Below are 19482 nucleotides of genomic sequence, written 5' to 3'. Positions count from 1 at the left end.
TCACATGACCGAGCGACTAAGAACACCCGTTCTGCTGATGGCAGCCGCGCTCCTCGCTGCGCTGGTCTTCTTGGTGGACATCGTCGCGAAGTACGACTTCGCGATCTCCATCCTCTACCTGGCGGTCCTGGTGCTCGTCTCGTCAGCAGGCGGCGAGAGAACGGTCCTTCGCGCGGCTCAGGCCTGCGTAGCGCTCACGATACTGGCATGGACGGTCGTCCACCTCGACCAGGCCTCTCCGGCGAGTGCCCTGCGGTCTCTATTCGCCTGCATCGCCATCGGCGTCACTGCTGCTCTGCTGGTTAGTCGCAAACGGCTCGAGGCGATTAGGCGCGACCTCGACCGCAGCAGGTCCGAGGTCGAACTCTTCGCCAACTCGGTGCCCTTCGTCCTGTGGCGCTCGAACCCGGAAGGCGAGATCGAGTACCTTAACGAGAGTTGGACGGCGGTCACCGGGCTCGATCGGTGGAGCGTGCTGAAGGACCAGCGCTACAACGACGTCGTCCATCCGGGGGACATACCCGCCCTCAACGAATCTGTATCGTACGCGGTCGCCACGCGAACGATGACCAATCTGAAGATCCGGGTCCGGCAGCGGGACAGCTCCTACCGCTGGATGCAGATCTACGACAGTCCGGCGTTCTCTCCTATCACCGGCAAGGTGGAGCGCTTCGGCGGCCTCTCGGACGTGCACGACGAGGTAGTCGCCAAAGAGGAGCTGCAGAAGGTACAGTGCGAGCTGGAAGCGAGCAGGGCCGAGCTTGTCAACATAACCGACTCCGTGCCGCAGATCCTCTGGCGCGCCGATGCCCGAGGCACTCTCGACTTCTATAATCGCAGGTATCCCGAGCTCACGGGCCGGCAATTCGGCGAACGGGTCGAACGCGACGACTACCTGGCCGACTTTCATCCAGAGGACCGCGAGACGTTCGTTTCGCTGCTGGAGCGGGCAATGGCGGCGGGGACCGAGCTTCGCACGATGTACAGGCTGCGCCACGCCGACGGCAGCTACCGCTGGATGTCGCACGTCGGTCGCCCGGTGCCCGTCGTGGAAGGTTCGGACGAGCTGCGCTGGTACGGTGGCCTGTCGGACATCCACGAGGAGGTGTCGGCGCACCAGAAGGTTCGCGAGCTCAACGAGACGCTCGAACAGCGCGTCACGGAGAGGACGTCCGAGCTGATGCGCACGGAGCGCCGCTATTCCGGGCTGTTCGACGTCAGCAACATGACCTTTGCGGAAATGGACTTCAGCGCGGCAGAGAGGATCCTTGATGACCTCAAAGGGCGCGGCGTCATCGATCTGCGCGCGTACATGACGGCGCACGCGGACGAGCTGGCCCGCACGCTGGCGGTCGTCCGGACCACCCGCGTCAACGACGCGTTGGCGCGCATGATGGGCTACGAGAGCGTGGCCGAGCTCGTCGCCAACCCGCCGGCTCAGAACGCCGACGACGGTCCTGAGGTGCTGCTTCGCCAGCTTGAGATGTACTTCGACGGACTAGGTCACATCGATGGTCGGACCGTTCTCGTTGGCAAGGGTGGCCGACGAATACCGGTCTACTTCACCGTCACCCGGCTGCCGGACGGACTTCACCTGTCGAGCCACGTCGACCTCTCGGAGCAGGAGCGGATCGAAGGCATGCGCCGAGCCGCCCAGGCGGAGCTTGCGCGCGCGAACCGGATCGCCACGGTCGGCGCCTTCTCCGCCTCCATCGCCCACGAGCTTAACCAGCCGATCGCCTCCATGCTGATGGACGCGTCGACGGGACTGCGCCTTGTAGGTCGCGAGAACCCTGACTTCGAAGCGATATCCCGCATCCTTCAGCGCGTCGACAAGACGGCTGAGCGCATCGCCGGCATCGTGCAGCGGACGCGAAACAGCATCGTCGCAGGTCGGCCGGCTACGAAGGCCATCGATGTCTGCCGTCTCGCCAAGGAGACACGCGATCTCCTCCGCGACGATCTCTCGCGAGCGGGAGCGGATCTGCAGATCGCCTGCGTTGAAGGCGTACCCTCGATCATGGGAGACCCGATCGAGGTGCAGCAGGTTCTCGTCAACCTGGTGAACAATGCTGCCGACGCGATGCGGGACCAGCCAGGGCATCGCCGCATAACGATGGAGATCACCGCGGAGGCAGCTGCGGTCCGAATCCAGGTCGCGGACTCAGGACCGGGTATTCCCGACGAGCACCTGTCGAGACTGTTCGATCCGTTCTTCACGACAAAGTCGACCGGCATAGGCATGGGTCTGAACATCTGCCGCGCGACCGTCGAGGCGATGGGTGGACAGCTGACCGTGCGAAACCTGCCGAGCGGCGGCGCCAGCTTCGCGTTCGAACTGCCTCGCGCGGACCCCGATCTGGCACGAGGCGCCTGAAGCCCGTCGTCGTCGCCCTGGCTCCTACGCGGGTGCGCCGAGGTCATACCGACGTCCGTATCGCTAGCGACGCCGCCGTGAGCCACGGTCTCTTCAAGGAGCTCGTACCATGTTGACGCACCAGAACGCACCCACGCAGTTCATCGAAGCGGGCCCGAACCGCTACGCCTATCGCCGGTTCGGCAACTCGACCGGCACGCCGATCGTGCTCCTCCAGCACTTCACCGGCGGGCTCGATCATTGGGATCCAGCCTTCACCAACGGTCTGGCTCAATACCGCGAGATCATCCTCGTGGACAACGCGGGCGTGGGCGCCTCGACCGGGGATGCCCCGAACACCATCGAAGGCATGGCGGACTGCGTCCGCGACTTCGTCGACGCGCTGGAGCTCGGGACCTTCGATCTGCTGGGCTTCTCGATGGGCGGCATGGTCGCCCAGGCGTTCGCCAAGAAGGACGGCGATCGCGTCCGGCGTCTGGTACTGGTCGGCACAAGTCCGCGCGGGGGCGATCCGTCACCGTACATTGCCGAGGTTTCGCAGCGCGCGCGGGGCAACGCCGGGCTGGAAGACATGGCCTGGCTTTTCTTCGGTCAGTCGGATGCCGGGCGGGCGGCTGCGGCCAGGTACTGGGAGCGGCGCCACGCGCGCACCGAGGATGTCGATCCGCCGAGCGGCATGCAGACGATCATGGCGCAGGTCGCCGCCGGCCGGGACTGGCTCGAGCCGCATGGCGAGCGCTTCGCGGATCTCGCCGCGATCACGATGCCGACGCTGGTGGCGAACGGGCATCTGGACGTGATGCTGAACACGACGAACTCTTTCCATCTACAGCAGCACCTGCCGAACGCGCAGCTGATCATCTACCCGGACTCGGGGCACGCCCCGCATTTCCAGTACCCCGAGCTGTTCCTGGCTCACATGCGCCTGTTTCTCGAGGCCTGAGCGAACAGAAGAGCGCTTCGTCCAGACAGTGCGCGGATCGGGGACCGTCGGTCAGGCGAGTAGGCGATCGCTCGCGGACATAGAAGTAGTGCGGTCGAGCATCCATCATCAAAACGGACTGACAACGGCGAATAAAAAGGGTTGCGGACGCTTGGCAAGGCTGGTTCTGCCGGAGGGCGCTTGCTCCGGCAGTCTGCCGGCAACTGGCACGATCGTAGCCATTTCAGGCCACCCGGCATGGTAGCCAGGCGCAGTAAACCTCCCGTTTCGTCTGGTGGGCATCCAGACGATGACACTGGCACACCGACCCGGGAATGTCTGAGATGATAACGGTAGCTTATCGGCTGCCAATTAACGCTCTCGTGGCTTCAGCCAGCACTCTTCTCGCCGTCGTAGCGCAGTCGGTTCTCGTCGATCTGCTCGAGATGCGCACCCGCCCACGCGCCCAGATCCCGCAGCGGCCTCGAAAGCGAAAGTCCTAGGTCCGTCAGCGCATACTCGACCTGCGGAGGAACGGTCGGATACACCGTCCGGCTGACCATTCCGTCGCGTTCGAGCGCCTTGAGCGTGCGCGTTAGCATCTGCTGTGAAATGCCGCCGATCGTGCGTTTGATCTCGTTGAAGCGACGTGGACGCGCGATGAGCACCATCACTATCATCACCGTCCACTTGTCGCCGATGACCGTGAGCACGCCGCTCATCCTGCGGCAGCGCTCGGTCACGCCGTGGGAGGCGGGCATATCCATGTGACCTGATCCTAGAAATATACGTTCTTGGCGAACGAATGCTGGTCCCATAGCTGGTCCAGGTCACAATTCCAGACCGAGGACGTGCAATGAAGCTCCTTCATCTCGACTCCAGCATCACCGGCGACGGCTCCGCAAGCCGCGCGATCTCCGCCGCAATCGTCGAGCATTTCCGGACGACGCATTCCGATCTAGAGGTCACCTACCGCGATCTGGTGAAAGATCCTCTGACGCACCTAACGCTGGACACCTATGTCGCCCTCGAGCGCGGCGAGGAGGTGAGCCAGTTTCTCGAGGCGGAGGTCGTGGTGATCGGCGCCGGCTTCTACAACTTTTTGATCCCGAGCCAGCTCAAGTCGTGGATCGACCGCGTCGCTGTGCGGGGCAAGACGTTCGGCTATGGCGAAAACGGTCCCGTTGGGCTGGCGAAGGGCAAGCGCGTCATCATCGCGCTGGCTCGGGGCAACGTCTATAGCGAGGGTTCGCCGTTCGCCTCCTACGAGCACGCCGAGACGCTGCTTCGATCCGTCTTCGACTTCGTCGGAGCGAATGTGGAGGTGATCGTCGCAGAGGGAACTGGTCGTGGCGAAGACGCCCGTCGTGCAGCTATCGAGGCGGCGCACGTTCAGGCGAACAGGCTGGAAGGGAGTCTCGCCGCCGCCGCAGCGTGAGCGGGTCACGCGACGTGCCCGAGCGGGCGGTCCTGCCATTCGGGGCGGGCGCTGGAGCCAGAAGCGTGCTCAGCAAGAGGAAAGTCCATTCCTGGTGTCTAAGCCGCCACCTACCAAGGAAGGTGGCGACCACACCTCCTGACGACTGTCCCAGCACGCATCGAGGCCACATGTTCTGGATGACCGGGACGGCACCCCTGCCCCCCCCCCCCGAGCCGGCCACACCGCCTCCTCTCCGCAGATGGTCGGCCTGCCGTTCCGGTCACTTCGCGGCCGCAGGCCGGTGCAGATCGTGAATGCAGGAGCGCCCTATGCTTCGACAGGGTGGAGACATCTCCCTGACCTTAATGGCCGTACTGGCCGCCGCGTGTGCCGCTGCCGGCTTCGGTGCGATGCAGGCGTTCGAGGACGCGGCCATCTCGATCATTCTAGGCGGCCTGCTCTTCGTGTCCGTCATCTCGGTCTGCCGTTCGCCGCAGCCCGATGTTGCGCGCCGTACCCGACCACGAACGGGCCGTTCTGGACGCTAGCGTGACCGCGGCAGCGTAAACTCGAAGGTTGCGCCACCATGCGGATTGTTGCGGGCTGTCAGGTCGCCGCCGAAGCCCTGGATAATGGTCCGGCAGATCGCCAGTCCCATCCCCATTCCACCCGCCCGGGTCGAGAACAGAGGATCGAAGATGCGTGACTCCTCTCCCGCCGGCAGCCCGACGCCACCGTCCTTGACCTCGACGACAACCTCGTCCGCGCCTTCGGTCAGCCTCACCTCGATGGTCCGATCATTCAGGGACGAGCACTGGCTTGCCGCCAGCGCGTTCAGGATCAGGTTGATGAGGACCTGCTGAAGTTCGACCCGGTCAGCCGCGACGAGTGCCGCCCCGGCAGGAAGATTCAGATGGACGCTGCAGCCCTGAAGGCGCACCTCGTGCTCCAGAAGGCCCACGCTGACGCGGATGATCTCGGCTAGGCCGACCGGTTCGACGGAACGCTCCCTGCGGGACGACGTCTCGCGAACGCGATTTAGCAGCTCGGCCGCGCGACGGGCGGACGAGATAACGCGGTCCAGAGCCTTGCTTGCCGTCGCAGTATCGGAGGGCGTCCTGGCGAGGGAACGCCGCCCGACCGTCGCGTCCATGGCGATCGAACTGATCGGCTGGCCGAGATCGTGAGCCAGCGACATCGAAAGAGCGCCTACGGTGAGAGCCCTGTTGGCGCGCGAGAGCTCCTCCCTCGCCTCCATGAGCATCTCGCGCGTGTGCTCGCGTTCGGTGATGTCGCTCAGATGGGTGAAGGCGCGAGTGGACCCGAGGCCGCGCACCAGCGTGATGCCGCAGAGGGCCTGTCTGATGCTGCCGTCGGCGACCATGAGTGTGACGATGCCTTCCCAGTGGTCCTGCCGCCCCTCAGCTATGAGCTGGAGAAGCTCTGCAAACGGTTTCGGATCGACGACGCCGGGACGCGAATGCCTGAGCAGCGAACTGCGTGACTTGCCTAGGAACTGGAGGGCGGCCGAGTTCACCTCCTCGGTCCTCAGCAGCTGGAGCAGCTCCGACAGCTTGTCCGGATTGTCTCGGAGGTAGCCCGCCAGCAGATCTCCATGGAGGGCGTGCAGTGACGACAGCGCCTCCACCAGCTCGTCCAGGTTCTGCTCGAAGAGGGCAACCTGTGATCGCTCGAAGATCGATCTGTACCGCTGCTCGCTGACCGAAAGGTCGCGGGTCCGCTCCTCCACCCGCTGTTCCAGTGTCTGGTTCAGCGCGCGGACGCTCAGCTGCGCCTGCATCTCGGCGTGAATGTCGGTGGACACTCCGTACCAGCGCAGGATCGCGCCCTCCTCGCTTCGCACCGGGCGGGCAGTGATCTGGAGCCATCTGTACGTTCCGTCCGCATGCAGCAGCCGACGGTAGGAGTCGAACTGGCGGCCAGTCGCGCGTGCCTGGGCCCAGTCGTCAAGGAGGCCCTGCCGATCCTCGGGGTGGAACCAGTTCTTCCAGGCCCAGCCGTCCTCGTCGAGACCTTCCTCGACGGTGGCTCCGGTGATCTCGGTCCACCGCAGATTCATGAAGGTGACCCGGCCGTCGGGGAGGCCCTGCCAGAGCACCTGCGGGACGGAGTCCGCGACGTGCCGAATATTGTCCTCGCTGCCCTCCCGGGCGCGAGTCCGGCCCGTCGCGCCGAGACGATGCGCCAGAATAGCTCCGCACAAGGCAGCGAGGATCAGCGCTATACCAAAGGCCAGAAACGACATCGCGCCCCATGCTCATGACGCGAGCCTGCCCCTATGGGCCCCGCCCCTACTGAACTGAAGCACTCCGATGAAGGTGGGAAGCTGGACGCTGGTAGGGGGTGCCCGTGGCACCAGAACGTACGCTTCCTCGCCAAGACCACGTTAGCTGTCGCGGCCTGCTCGAAGCTCATCGTTCGCGTGCTTCGGATCGCCTCCAGAGGAGGTGCAACACGCGAGTCAGCGAAGCTCGGCGTTCCGTCGAAATCCCTGTAGCCGGCGGGGACATACCTGCGCCGGACCATACCTTGGTAGCCCGTGGCGGTGCCAAGGTCGGCCAGGCCCGATACGACAGCGTGATAGGAGAGCGGGGTCGATGTCCGGATAGTCCGTCGGGTGTCACGACGGCACGTCAGACGGAGCTAAGGTCGGATGGCCATCGATGTCAGATCGGCGACGGAAGCCTACCTTCACCTCATCCCGCTTGCGCGCGAGCTTGCCGCGACCGCGTACACGAGAGAAGCGCACTGGCTCCTGCTCTGCTCCAAGCTGGTGGCGCTCGCCATCGCCGCGTTGCTTGCTCGGATCGATCTGGCAGCGATGCTGGCCGCCAGCCTCCGATCGCGAGCGAAACCAAACCGGTCCGCGTTCGCGATCAGTTTCGTGATCCTCTTCTCCTACTTCGCCCTAGAGATGCCCTGGTTCGCCGTGGCGGACTGGCACCGCGAGCGTTCGTACGGCTTCTCGCATCAGCCGCTTGCAGCCTGGGCGGCAGAATATGCGATCCAGTCTCTCGTGACGGCACTCGTCGGCGCCCCGCTGCTCGCCGGCTTCTACGCGGCGGCACGCCGCACGGGCCCACGCTGGTGGGTGTGGGGAACCGGGCTTGCGGCACTAGGACTCGTTCTCGCGCTCGTGGTCCAGCCTGTCGCGCTTGCTCCCATTCTTCATCGCTACGCGCCCGCACCCGCCGGCGAGATGCGCACGGCGGTCGAGCGACTGGTGGCGAGTGGCGGCGTGGGCGGCGTGGGCGGCGACCGCATCCTCGTGTACGACGGATCACGCCAGAGCAGCCGATACACGGCGTCGGTCACGGGCATTGGTTCTTCGGCCACCGTGCTGCTGAGCGACGCGATGTTCGCGCAGGGCGCAGACGTTGGCGCGGTCAGGGCGGTGGTGGCCCATGAACTTGGACATCAGCGGCATGCTCATCCGCTTCAGCTCGCGATCTTCCTAACCTTCGTGGTCGGAGTGGGTCTACTGGTGGCCCAGCGCTCCTTCAAGTCGTCCGCACGCCTGCTCGGAAGGTCGGAACTGAGCCTCGCGGACCCCGCCGGCCTACCGATCCTGCTCGGCATCTTCGCCGTGTACACGCTCGTCACGACGCCGCTCGTGAACACGGCCGAGCGCCTGGTGGAGGCCGATGCTGACAGATACGGTCTCGAACTCGCTCGCGAACCGGACGGCATGGCCCGGGCGGTGCTCGCCACTGCGGACTACCGGGCAAGCCGACCGACCCGACTGGAGGAGTTCCTCTTCTACGATCATCCCAGCAACGCTCGGCGTATCGAGGCGGCCATGGAGTGGAAGGCCGACCACGCGGCGTCCGCAGCATCGGCGTTGAGATGCGCGGATTGCAGGAGCGGCAACGCGGCGAGACCAAGTGCGGATCTCGCAGGAGCGGAGAAGTGCAATGCAGCATCGGATGGCATTCATGAGGGCATCTGAGCCGATCGGCGGCGCTGTCCATGTCGCGACAACGCAGACGGACAGCGCTGCCGCCATTCCTGTAGCGGCGGAGCCGGCTGACCTGGCAGTTACCCGCGCCCTGCGCTCGGCTATGGCAGCTGCTGGCCATGATCTAATGCAGCCGCTCCAGATCATCTCGCACGCGCTCGAGAGGCTGGACCTGGCGGAGCAGCTGGCTGCCGATCGTGTCTGGATTGAGGCCGCTCGAACGCAGGTGCGCCGGATGGCGCGTGGGCTGGCCGATCTTGTCGGGGCCGCGATCTCGCAGGAGCCGTTCGGCCCACCCGTCCTTCAATGCCTGGGAGCCATCATGGACGAGACCGAGGCGGTCTGGGCGAAGTCCGCCGCCGCCGGAGGCGTCAGACTTGAGATCGCTCGTCTGTCCGTCCCCGTCCGCACCGACCGCGTACGCATGCGTTCGATCCTGGACAACTTGATCGGCAACGCCCTGAAATATGGGCGAGGCTTTGTCAGGGTGAGCACCTGGCGGAGCGCAGGGAAGGTTCGCGTAGACGTCTTGAGCGACGGGACCGCCATCCCCGCTGACACCCAGGCCCGCCTCTTCGAGGCATTCTATCAGGCCGATGCATCAAGCGACGGGCTTGGTCTCGGCCTCTCGATCGTGCGGGAGCACTGCCTTGCTCTGGGGCACTTCGTCGAGGTTGCGTCCGGAGAAAACGGCACGCGGTTCAGCATCGTCTTCGAGGGCTCTGCTGACAGCTGAGCCCCGGTGGCGTGACAACTCGTTCGCGGTTCACGATGCATTAGAGCCTCTTCGAGACTCTTACCTGGATCGTGCGCGGCGGCGCCAGGAAGCCGCTGATTGACCCTGCCTGAAGCGGCGTCGCGAGCGCCTGCTCCACGTAGGTCACATCAAGAAGATTGCTGGCCATCAGGTTGACCTCGAGATCCGACGCAGGAAGCCGGAGACCGAGCGAGGCATCTACAAGGTGCGTAGGTTCCTGCCGCGTGGTCCCCGCCGTGTCGACGAACTGTGCGCTCCGGAAGCGATATGCCAAGCGTCCCGTAAGATTTATGGCCGGGGAAACAGGCCGCTCCAGCAGCGCCGCAATGTTCGTACTCACCACCGGCGTAAAACGGAAGCGGGCCCCGGCGAGGACAGGATCGATACCCCCCCCGCGACCATATCGGGCGTGGGGAATCCAGGTCGCGGCGGCCTCGATCGACAAAGCCGGACTGATGCGAAGCGTGTTCTCGATCTCCGCACCATAGTCGGTCGCGCTGCTGGCGTTGATGATGGTCGTCCGCAGACCGACGAATTGCGCAGTCTGCAGCTTGGCGATGTCGTAGTAGAAGATCGCTACGTTGGTCTGCGCGCGACCACCGAGATACCCAGCCTTGGCACCGAACTCGAACGCATCGATTGTCTCGGGCTGGTATTCGGCGCTTAGGGGAGTGCCGTCCGCGACCTCCGCCGGATTGTTCGCCCGCGTACCCGCCCCGTTTGCGTCGATGTTAACCCCGCCCGCCTTGAAGCCGCGATTGTACGTCAGGTAGGTCGTCACGTTCCGCCAGGGCCGCAGTTCGAAGCCGAGGGTGCCGCTGAGAGCGCCATCGTGGTGCCGATCGTCGTATGCGGGCCCCGGCTGGATGCCCAGCAGTCGGAACGGTTCGGTTGGGGCGGGTCGGTAGTAGCGGTAGGCGAACCTCCCGGTTCGGTCCTCGACGGAGTATCGGAGGCCGGCGATCACGGATAGACGATCGTTCAGCTGGATGTCGGCATGTGCGAAGGCCGAGTAGGATCGAACGCTTCCGCCCATCGCCTCGTCGCCGATCAAGCCAGGAGCGGCGTCAGCCGTGCCGACCGGCAGGCCCAGGCCCGCGAAGACGGAGTCCCAGACTGGTTGAGCCTGAGCGGCCCAGGGCAACTGGCGATCCATTGCGAGCCGCTCGTCCGACGCGAAGCCTCCGACAACCACGTCGGCGCGCAACGGCCGGATATTAGCGGCGTAGACGAGTTCCTGTGAGACGAAGCTGCTTCGGAAGGCCTCGTCGTATCGAAATATGTCTGCCCCCGAAAAGTCCGGGTCCATGTCGGTCTGCCGAACGCGATAGAAGCGGTACCCGGTGGACGACCGCAGACTTCCGCCCGGCACCGCAACATCGACGATCAGCGACACGCCGGCATCGCTGATCGTCTGATGGCCGTCGCCATTCAGGCTCTGCTCCCGGTCGGAGGCACGCCTTGAAGGCAGATTGCCTCCACCTGCGCGAATAAGTTCGTCCACGAGCGGCTGCAGCGGCCCGACAGCGAGCTGGGACGTCGCGTAGCAGCAGTTGCCCTGCCCTTCAGCGTAGTCCCCTATGATCCGGATCGACAGTCCGGGTGCCGGCTCCAGGAGCATCTGCAGCTTGAAGACCTGCGAGTCGCCGCCGTTCAAGGAACGATTTCGGCTCACGTCATCGAAGAAGCCGTCGGTGTGCGACACCGTTCCTGCCGCCCGGACCGCCACGACGTGGGAGAGCGGGAGGTTCAGAGCCGCGCGCACGATAAGACTGTCGTATGAGCCGTAGTTTGCCTCGAGCGAGCCGCTCTGGCCTTCGAAGGACGGCCGATTGGAGGAAAGAAGGACCGCGCCTCCGTTCGTGTTCTTGCCGAAGAGCGTACCCTGGGGGCCGCGGAGCACCTCCACGTCCCCAACGTCGACGAAGTTCTGGAGCGCCGCCGCAGCCCTTGTCCGATAGATACCATCGACGAAGATGCCGACGGATCCTTCGAAGCTGCGGTTGGAACCCGTCGTCCCAAGCCCTCGCACGATCAGGTTGGCAGTCGAGCTGGCGATGTTGGCTGCCCGAAACGTCAACGAAGGATCGATCGCCTCAAGTTGAGAGATGTTCTGAACGCCCGCACGCGCCAACTCCTCCGAGCTCACGGCAGTGATGGCGATGGGAACAGTCTGCAGGCGTTCCGAGCGACGTCGAGCGGTGACCAGTATGTCATCCGCCCGACCGTCTTCGGCCGCGTCTGCGGCGGCGGGCATATTGGCAGCCTGACCGTATGCGGCGCTAGGCGAGAACGAACCGCACGCCGCGATGACGATCGCCAGCCAGCCTCGTCCGACTTTCCGAGTTCGACGGTGCTGGTTCCGCATACGGGAGCCAGCCCGGCAGGAAGCGCGCGGTGAAGTCTCGAGCACCATCATCAGTCCAGGGCCGGAAGCCGGAAGCAGAATACCGCTCCTCCAGCCGGCCTGTTCGCGGCGGTCATCTCGCCGCCCATCCGTTGAATGGTCGAAAGGCAGATCTGCAGTCCCAGACCGATGCCACCTGCCTTCGTCGTGAAGAACGGCTGGAACAGTCGGTCTTTGTCGTCTTCCGGGATGCCCTTTCCGACATCCTCCACGCACACCGCTACCTGGTGTTCCGTCGACTGCACCCGAACGGTGATGATCTTTGGAACATGCGGCACGTCAAGCATGGAGTCGCGTGCGTTGTTGACAAGATTGATCAGCACCTGCTGGAGATCGATGAAGTCGCCCATGATCGCTGGCGCCGCGCCATCGTCTTCGAACCGGAGATCCACTCCGTCGTCCCGCATGTCGCGCGCGAGGAGCTCGCAGGTCCTCCGCGCGAGCTGGGCGGGATCGAGCCTCCGCAAGTCCTGTCGCCCGCTGGTGATCTGGTCGTGAGTGTGCTTGACGATGGTGCCGATCCGCTGTGCGGTGGTGGCGACCCTCTCCAGGATCCTGATGGCGCTAACGAAATCCGGGGTGTCACGCCGCAGGAGTCGCAACCCGGTGTTCGCATCCATGCTGACGGATGCTATCGGCTGATTGAGTTCATGGGCGATCGATGCAGAGAAGGCGCCGACGGTCGCCACGCGATTGGCGCGGGCAAGCTCCTCCTGCGCCGCGCGCCGCAGCTCCTCGACACGCTCCTGGCTGCTCACATCCACCAGGCTGGACAGCTGTCGCTCGTCCCCTAGCCGCGTGGCCGAATAAAAGACGGGGACCCGGCGTCCCTTGCTGCCGATAAGGACGACCCGGCCCTCTACGCTTTCCCGATCGTAGAAGATCATCTCGAACTGCCGCAGCAGGACCGTCTCGATGTCTTCCGCGGTTCGGTCAACCGGACGATCCACCGCGCCGTCTACGTCATCGAAGCCCAGCATGCTCATGCAGGCCTCGTTGACCGAAACCGTCGTCACGGCCGCGACGCACTTCGCCATCGTTTCGGGATGCGCGTCCATGTACGCTGCGAGGTCCGTCACCCCCTCTGCCTTGAGCGCCTGCAGCAAACGCGCCGCCTCTGCCATGTCCTGCTCGGCGAAAGCGATCTTGCTGACAGCGAAGAGACTGGAGTAGCGGGCCTCGGTCCGGGCGAGTTCGGCGGCCTGCCGGTTTATGCGACTCTGCAGACTTTCGCTGAGCGCCTGCAGCTCCAGCTGCGCCGCTCGCTCTCCTTCGATGTCGGTAGCCATCCCGTGCCAGACGAGGTTTCCGTCATCGTCAGCGTGAAGCCTCAGGTAGAGCCGCATCCAGCGGAACGAGGCGTCGGCATGCTTCAGGCGGAACTCGGCCTGCGCTAATCGACCATCTTCGTCTGCTCCTTTAAGCGTTCCGAGCAGTGACCCAAGATCTTCCGGATGAATCCGGGTCTTCCAAAGCTGTTCGGCGATCGCTTGATCACGGTCCTCTCCGGTGAGATCCGAGTATCTGAGGTTCAGAAATAGCGCTTCGCCCGATGGATCTGCATGCAGGAGCAGCAATGGGGATCCGTCGGCATAGTTCTCTACGGATCCTGATGACAACCCCGACGGCACTGATGTGGAAAGTTGCTGCTCAGGCGCGGGCGCGGCGTAGAAGGGCTGTGGCCGCTCCGCAAACGAGGTCACGACCCGATCATCCTTTCCGCCATCCGGGATAAGTCTTCTGATACTCCGCGCAGATTGCATTGGAAAGACTCGCTTGATCAGGACGTCGAGACATCGCGCTTGATGCGCGAAACAGACCGGGGCTTCGTAAGGAGATCGTCGACCGAGTACGGGTCCAAGTCGCGCGACACCACGACCTTGCCCGGCCCCCGCGTGTCGTCGATCAGCGACAGGATCTCCGACGTGCGCACGAACGGCCTGATCCGATCCAGTACCGGCCTGATCGCCCCGCTCTCGTCGAAAGCAGCGATCTTCGCGAGCTGGGCTCTGCCCGCCCTCATGAAGAGAAGGCAATACTCGATCCCGTGTTGCCTGGCGAGCCGCCGGAACCGGGAGCTCATCAGGCGCATGATCTGGCGCACGGCCCAGTTCGCCCCCACAGATTGGCCGAACGCCGGATCGGTAGGCCCGGACAGGGAGATGAGTTTGCCGCCGGGCCGCAGGACCTTAAGCGACCGCTCCAGCACGTTTGGTTCCCGGGAGGTGAGGACGACGTCGTAGTCGTGCAGCCGCTGCGTGAAGTCCTCGTTCCGGTAGTCATCCGAAGTGGCGCCAACTGATGAGACTTTGACGCGGGATGTCACACCCGCCCTGCCTGTCTCGTCATGCCTGCACGAGATGCAGGAGGCACGGACATGAAGATCGTCGTTATCGGTGGTACCGGACTGATAGGCCGGCAGCTCGTCGGCAATCTGCTGGGCATGGGCCGTGAGGCGGTCGCCGCCTCCCCATCCAGCGGGGTAGACGTGCTTACCGGCGCGGGGCTCGACGAGGCGTTTGCGGATGCGCGCGTCGTGGTGGACGTCAGCAACTCGCCATCTTTCGAGGACAAGGCGGTCCTCTCTTTCTTCGATACCTCGACCCGGAACGTCGTTGCGGCCGCGAGATCGGCCGGGGTCGCGCACCTGGTCGCACTTTGGGTCGTCGGAACGGCTCGCCTGCAGGCGTCAGGCTACTTCCGTGCCAAGCAGGCGCAGGAAGATCTTATCCAGGCGAGCGGCCTTCCGTTCACCATCGTACACGCCACGCAGTTCTTCGAGTTCATGGCGACGATCGCCGACGGCTACACCCGCGACGGCGTCGTACATCTGCCGACCTTCGCCCTTCAGCCCATCGCATCCGCGGACGTGGCAGCAGCCCTCGTTCATGTGGCCCTTGCCCCGCCCCTTGGCGGCGTGGTCGAGATCGCCGGGCCGGAACGCGCTCCGCTCGCCGAGTTCGTCGGCAGCTGGCTCGGAGAGCGGGACGACCCCCGGCCGGTCTACATCGATCAGGGCACGTCCTACTTCGGCACGCCGGTGGACGACACCTCTCTCGTACCCGGCGAGCGGGCTCGCCTTCTGCCCACGCGGTTCGATGCCTGGCTCGAGAGCCAGCGCAAGCTGGAGCACGCCTGATGCGCGGCTTCGTCCTGGGCCTTGCCGCGGTCGAAGGCGTCGGGCTTGGCGCCAACGGCCTCTTCATGCTGGCGTCGCCTGCGAACTGGTATTTCGCCGTACCGGGCGTGACGACCACGGGGCCGTTCAACCAGCATTTCCTCCGCGACATCGGGCTGATCTTCGTCCTGATCGGGACGGCCATGCTGGCGGGTGTGGTTAGGCCAGCGCTGCGCACGTCGCTCTGGAGTGCCGCAGCCCTATGGCTGGCCGGCCATGCACTGTTCCACCTCTGGGAAGTCGCTGTCGGCATCTGCGGTTCCGAGGCGATCGCACGCGACTTTCCCGCTGTCACGCTGCCAGCCCTGGTCGCAACCGGTCTCGCCGCATGGGCCTGGCGCGACCTTCGCTCGGACACGGTCCGCCTTCCACATGCCCAGATCACAGGAGCCTGAGATGACCCCACGTATCGACAACCCGAGCGCCCTCTTCCCGGCCGGCATCAAGGCTATGATGACGCTTGAGCAGGCTCTGCACGCCGCCGGACTGGACTCGGTCTTGCTCGAGCTCGTCAAGCTGCGCGCGTCGCAGATCAACGGCTGCGCCTTCTGTATCCACATGCACGCGACCTTCCTGCGCAGACACGAGGTCGCGGAGATGAAGCTCTACATGCTGGACGCCTGGCGGGAGTCGACGCTCTACTCCGCGCGGGAGAGAGCGGCCCTGGGCTGGACCGAGGCGCTGACGCTTCTGGCCGAGACGAAGGCGCCCGATCGGGACTATGAAGCGCTGAGGGAGCAGTTCTCGGACGAGGAGCAGGTGCAGCTGACGCTCGCGATCGGTGCGATCAATACCTGGAACCGGCTGCAGGTCGGCTTCCGGGCGGCGCACCCGCCTGAGCCGGAAGAGCACCATGCCGTCGACTGACGGAAGACTCGCCGACTTCGAGGCGCAGCGGCCCCGGCTGCTGCGTCTCGGCTACCGCATGCTCGGCTCGATCAGCGAGGCGGAGGATGTGGTGCAGGACGCGTGGCTGCGCTGGCGAGAGACGGACGGAGGCGTCGACGCGCCCGCCGCCTATCTCACCCGCATCGTGACGCGGCTCTGTCTCGATCAGATCAAGTCGGCGCGCCGCCGCCGCGAGACCTACGTCGGTGCGTGGCTTCCCGATCCGCTGGTGGGGAGCACCGAGCAGGACGAAACGCTGGCCGACGACATCACGCTCTCCCTCATGCTTGCCATGGAGCGGCTGTCCCCGCTCGAACGCGCGGCCTTCCTTCTCCACGACGTCTTCGAACAGCCTCTCACCGAGGTGGCGGTCACCCTCGGCCGCGACCCACCAGCGGTGCGCCAGCTGGCATCCCGAGCGCGCAAGCATGTCCAGGCCGCAAGGCCACGTTTCGCCTTGGGACGGGAGGAGGGGGAGAGGATCGCCCGCGCCTTCTTCGCTGCGGCGAGCAGCGGCGACGCGGCCGCCCTTACCAGTCTCCTCGCCAAGGACGTTGCGATCCATTCGGACGGCGGCGGGAAAGTGCTCGCCTTCCTCAACGTCGTACGCGGCCTCGATCGGGCGCTCCGTCTGTTCCAGGGTCTCCGGCGCAAGCACGCCTTCCAACCCCGGCTGCTGCGAACCGCGACCATCGACGGATTGCCCGGCTACGTCAGCATCGATCGTGGCGAAGTGCTTCAGACTACTGCGCTCGAGATCAGCGATGGTGTGATCACCGCGATCTACATCGTCCGAAATCCGGACAAGCTGCGCCATATCGCGGACGAGCTCAGCCAGGCTTAGCCGCTGGCCTGCAACATGCTCTCTCCTGCTACAGCCGTGCCCCAATAGTTCGGCCACCCCTGCCCTCAGGCGATCCAGGCAGCCGAACGGACGGCTCCCGCCTTCGCCATGCACGAGGCTCGGAACCGAACTCCACGCCGTCGGGGGTGGCGTACCACGCCAGCGCTCACTGCAGGCCCGGTAGGACCGACGGTGTCACACCGAAGCATGCTGTCTCGTCCTGAAGGCAGGCGCCGACGATCGGCACCGGTGAAGGATCTGCACATGACCGACATGAAGCGATTGAGCTGGCATGAAGTAGCGCCAGCAGGAGCGAAGGCGCTGTTCGGCGTCCACCACTATGCCATGAGCGGCACGGACCTTCCGCACGAGCTGATCCACCTCGTCTTCCTGCGCGTCTCGCAGATCAACGGCTGCGCCCATTGCATCGACCTGCACTCGCGCGATCTGCTCCGGACCATGCCGATCGAGAAGGTTTGGCTGATCCCGGTTTGGCGCGAGGTGCCGTATTTCTTCTCCGACCAGTACCGCGCCGCTCTCGCCTGGGCTGAAGAAGTCACGAACGTCAGCGAGACCCATGCGTCGGACGCAGAGTACGCCGCCGCCGCCGCCGCGTTCGGGCCGAAGGATCTGGTCGACCTGACCATCGTGATCGCTGCCATGAACGCCTTCAATCGCCTGGGAGCGCCATTCCGGCTGCCGGTCGCAGCCAAGCCCTAGCGGGCCGGCCCGGGCGGACCCGGCACCCGACCGTGAGTCGTGCATGGTAGGGCCGATCCTCCCTATGGGCATGGGTGATGCCCGGTACCGGTCAGCCGCATGTCGCCCTCTCCCGATACCGGTGAACTGGCTCCGACCTAAGGCCGGCGCAGGTAGAGTCCGTCTTGGCTTCGGCGAGACCGCAAGAGTTCTGTCGTCGGGAAACAGGTGCATGTGCGTGAACTCGAAAGGGAGCCGGAAGGCAGGTGTTCTGGGCCACGCGATGAGTCCCGGCTCCTCCTGGACGGCGCGAAGAACGGCGCTGATGAAGAGTCTTCGTAGCCTGTTTGGCACAGGCAATTCTGCCGACCTCTGCGTGGAGCTGAACGTGGAAATGAAGGCGTTGCGCCAATTGGACGCCATCGAGGTCGCTCTGGTCTGCTTCGGCGACGAACCTGTTGTCGTTTCCCACGTCCTGAGCCCCCGGCCGATACCCGCCGCGCTTCGTTTGGCGAGGCTTAGGTGTGCAGACCTGGCATCCGTGCGCTTCTGCTCGGACCATATCCGCTGCGAGGTTGACCAATCCGAATTTAGCTGGAGCCGTCAACGGCTCGAACAGACCGAACGTTGCCTGTGCGGCCCTGCTTCTTAGCTGCGCATGTCCGCGGATCTGGTCGCCGCCCGCCACCCCAACGGTCAAGCCGGACGAGGTAATTCTTGAGGATCGATAGCCACGCTGTCTCCAGCAGCTTGGAGAGCGTGGCTCCAGAACGAGTGATCTGCCTCACGTTTCTGCTGCAGCCCTCAAGATGAGCAGCATCCACTTACGCGCTCTGAACGCCTCAGGGCGGACCGGCTAGTCCCACCCCCTTTTGAATGTCGGGATCTTGGCTGCGAGCCGACCCGCGATAGGGGGCCAGCCAAGCAACCTTCAGTGCTATGCCGCTCGTCCCAAGGGCTCTGCCGAGCCACGTGCCGGCAGCCGGTGCAGATCCGCACTATGCTGATCGCGAAGCAGCGCACGGGCACTATCGACCATGATCAGCCAGGCACCCGCCAGCAGCGCCACGTCCTTGAGCACCAGGCGCCCCGCACCTGACAGATAGGGAAACCCGTGCTGTGCGTCCCCAAGGGCGCCGACCCATGCCTCGGGCGTGGTGAACAGGAAGGACAGCGTGACGAACGGCGTGGCGAAGGCGAGCGCCGCGCCGACGATCCCCACCCTGCGGGACACGAGCCCCGCGAGTGTGAGGCCGCCGATCACCAGCTCGAGCGTGCCCAGTCCGGTCGAGAAACCGTAGGTGTTGTTGGCGGTCTGCCAGACCCGCTCGGCGGGCTTTAGCTCGCCCTCGTGTGTCATGTGCGCCTTGTACTCGGTCGGGTGCTCGTAGAAGAACGACATGACCGGGCTGTTCGCTACGAATGGCGTGATGCTGTCGGCCTCGTACGGCACGAACTTGAGTGCGCCGATCCAGAGGAAGATGATGGCGACGGCGATCTTCATGGCGCCGATCCCGATCCGATTGGACCGGGAAGCGGCGACGATCGAGAGGCCGGTGTGGATGACCTGGTTCATGGCTGCTGCCTCCTTCAGGCGACGTCGAAGGCGTCGAGGGTGCGGGTCGAGAAGACCAGCGCTGCGCCCGCGTTGATCGAGGTGGCGACGCCAAGCGCCTCGGCGAGCTCCTCCTTGGTGACGCCGAGCTTCTTGGCCGCGGCGGCGTGGACGGTGATACAGCCGTCGCAGCGCAGCGAGATAGCGACCGCCAGGGCGATCAGCTCGCGGGTCTTCGCGCCCAAGTGGCCCGTCTTGGCGCCGGCGCCGCCCAGCGTGGCGTAGCCCTTCACCGTATCGGGGCTGAGCTTCGCGATCTCGCCCACTCCGGCGACGACCTGACCGCGGTAGGCGTTCCAGTCCAGCATCGACATCGTTACATCCCTTCGTTCAGTTGATGGATGCAATCTGGTCCCCGATACGCAGCAGGAGGATGGCCGGCCGGCGCAGCCGAAC

General features: G+C 64.9%; 18 protein-coding genes. 11 read left to right on the top strand and 7 right to left on the bottom strand.

Annotated elements, in window-relative coordinates; translation table 11 throughout:
* Window positions 1-4: 4 nt before the first annotated feature.
* Both F1C10_RS03430 and F1C10_RS03425 read left to right on the top strand, forming a co-directional pair.
* Window positions 5-2377: an ATP-binding protein gene (locus tag F1C10_RS03430; protein WP_219729783.1), complete on the top strand. Its 2373-nt coding sequence runs from the start codon at window positions 5-7 to the stop codon at window positions 2375-2377.
* Between the two features lie 109 nt (window positions 2378-2486).
* The gene (locus F1C10_RS03425; protein WP_185208810.1) at window positions 2487-3320 is read left to right on the top strand and encodes an alpha/beta fold hydrolase; all 834 of its coding nucleotides are present in this window, start codon (window positions 2487-2489) and stop codon (window positions 3318-3320) included.
* A 368-nt stretch (window positions 3321-3688) separates the two neighbouring features.
* Here F1C10_RS03425 and F1C10_RS03420 read toward each other — a convergent pair whose 3' ends face one another.
* On the bottom strand, window positions 3689-4066 hold the full coding sequence (locus F1C10_RS03420; protein ID WP_185208808.1) for a helix-turn-helix domain-containing protein: 378 nt from the start codon (window positions 4064-4066) through the stop codon (window positions 3689-3691).
* Between the two features lie 89 nt (window positions 4067-4155).
* On the opposite strand from F1C10_RS03420, the gene F1C10_RS03415 reads away from it, so the two are divergent.
* The gene (locus F1C10_RS03415; RefSeq protein WP_185208806.1) at window positions 4156-4737 is read left to right on the top strand and encodes an FMN-dependent NADH-azoreductase; all 582 of its coding nucleotides are present in this window, start codon (window positions 4156-4158) and stop codon (window positions 4735-4737) included.
* A 526-nt stretch (window positions 4738-5263) separates the two neighbouring features.
* Here F1C10_RS03415 and F1C10_RS03410 read toward each other — a convergent pair.
* Window positions 5264-6985, bottom strand: a complete 1722-nt coding sequence (locus F1C10_RS03410; protein ID WP_185208804.1) for an ATP-binding protein — start codon at window positions 6983-6985, stop codon at window positions 5264-5266.
* A 408-nt stretch (window positions 6986-7393) separates the two neighbouring features.
* Here F1C10_RS03410 and F1C10_RS03405 point away from each other — a divergent pair, with 408 nt between their 5' ends.
* Entirely contained in the window at window positions 7394-8689 is a 1296-nt protein-coding gene (locus F1C10_RS03405; protein WP_185208802.1) for a M48 family metalloprotease, read from the top strand.
* The gene (locus F1C10_RS03400) at window positions 8655-9434 is read left to right on the top strand and encodes a HAMP domain-containing sensor histidine kinase (RefSeq protein WP_185208800.1); all 780 of its coding nucleotides are present in this window, start codon (window positions 8655-8657) and stop codon (window positions 9432-9434) included. The genes F1C10_RS03405 and F1C10_RS03400 overlap by 35 nt, the downstream gene beginning before the upstream one ends.
* A 40-nt stretch (window positions 9435-9474) precedes the next feature.
* Here F1C10_RS03400 and F1C10_RS03395 read toward each other — a convergent pair whose 3' ends face one another.
* From F1C10_RS03395 to F1C10_RS03385, 3 genes are all read right to left on the bottom strand, one after another.
* Entirely contained in the window at window positions 9475-11712 is a 2238-nt protein-coding gene (locus F1C10_RS03395; RefSeq protein WP_258043038.1) for a TonB-dependent receptor, read from the bottom strand.
* A 161-nt stretch (window positions 11713-11873) separates the two neighbouring features.
* A complete protein-coding gene (locus F1C10_RS03390; protein ID WP_185208798.1) occupies window positions 11874-13565 on the bottom strand; it encodes an ATP-binding protein in 1692 nt (563 codons plus the stop codon).
* Window positions 13566-13642: 77 nt separating this feature from the next.
* Window positions 13643-14188, bottom strand: coding sequence for a zinc-binding dehydrogenase (locus F1C10_RS03385; protein ID WP_185208796.1), 546 nt, complete (start codon window positions 14186-14188; stop codon window positions 13643-13645).
* Between the two features lie 51 nt (window positions 14189-14239).
* Here F1C10_RS03385 and F1C10_RS03380 point away from each other — a divergent pair, with 51 nt between their 5' ends.
* From F1C10_RS03380 to F1C10_RS03355, 6 genes are all read left to right on the top strand, one after another.
* Window positions 14240-15001 (top strand): SDR family oxidoreductase, encoded by a 762-nt coding sequence (locus F1C10_RS03380; RefSeq protein ID WP_185208794.1) that lies wholly within the window; start codon window positions 14240-14242, stop codon window positions 14999-15001.
* Window positions 15001-15435, top strand: a complete 435-nt coding sequence (locus F1C10_RS03375) for a hypothetical protein (RefSeq protein ID WP_185208792.1) — start codon at window positions 15001-15003, stop codon at window positions 15433-15435. The genes F1C10_RS03380 and F1C10_RS03375 overlap by 1 nt, the downstream gene beginning before the upstream one ends.
* Before the next feature lies 1 nt (window position 15436).
* Window positions 15437-15907 (top strand): carboxymuconolactone decarboxylase family protein, encoded by a 471-nt coding sequence (locus F1C10_RS03370; RefSeq protein ID WP_185208790.1) that lies wholly within the window; start codon window positions 15437-15439, stop codon window positions 15905-15907.
* A complete protein-coding gene (locus tag F1C10_RS03365; protein ID WP_185208788.1) occupies window positions 15894-16772 on the top strand; it encodes a sigma-70 family RNA polymerase sigma factor in 879 nt (292 codons plus the stop codon). The genes F1C10_RS03370 and F1C10_RS03365 overlap by 14 nt, the downstream gene beginning before the upstream one ends.
* Before the next feature lie 264 nt (window positions 16773-17036).
* Entirely contained in the window at window positions 17037-17492 is a 456-nt protein-coding gene (locus tag F1C10_RS03360; protein WP_185208786.1) for a carboxymuconolactone decarboxylase family protein, read from the top strand.
* A 304-nt stretch (window positions 17493-17796) separates the two neighbouring features.
* Window positions 17797-18123 carry a hypothetical protein gene (locus F1C10_RS03355; RefSeq protein WP_185208785.1) on the top strand — a complete coding sequence of 109 codons (327 nt, stop codon included), beginning with the start codon at window positions 17797-17799 and terminating at the stop codon, window positions 18121-18123.
* A gap of 285 nt (window positions 18124-18408) precedes the next feature.
* Here the strand turns inward: F1C10_RS03355 and rclC are convergent, their stop codons facing one another.
* On the bottom strand, window positions 18409-19047 hold the full coding sequence (gene rclC, locus F1C10_RS03350; protein ID WP_185208783.1) for a reactive chlorine resistance membrane protein RclC: 639 nt from the start codon (window positions 19045-19047) through the stop codon (window positions 18409-18411).
* Window positions 19048-19061: 14 nt separating this feature from the next.
* Entirely contained in the window at window positions 19062-19400 is a 339-nt protein-coding gene (locus F1C10_RS03345; protein WP_374939362.1) for a carboxymuconolactone decarboxylase family protein, read from the bottom strand.
* Window positions 19401-19482: the final 82 nt, after the last annotated feature.

This window comes from Sphingomonas sp. NBWT7, assembly GCF_014217605.1.
Lineage (GTDB): Bacteria > Pseudomonadota > Alphaproteobacteria > Sphingomonadales > Sphingomonadaceae > Sphingomonas.
The sequence above is the reverse complement of the archived record's forward strand: the minus strand, read 5'-3'. Positions and strand labels throughout refer to the sequence as shown.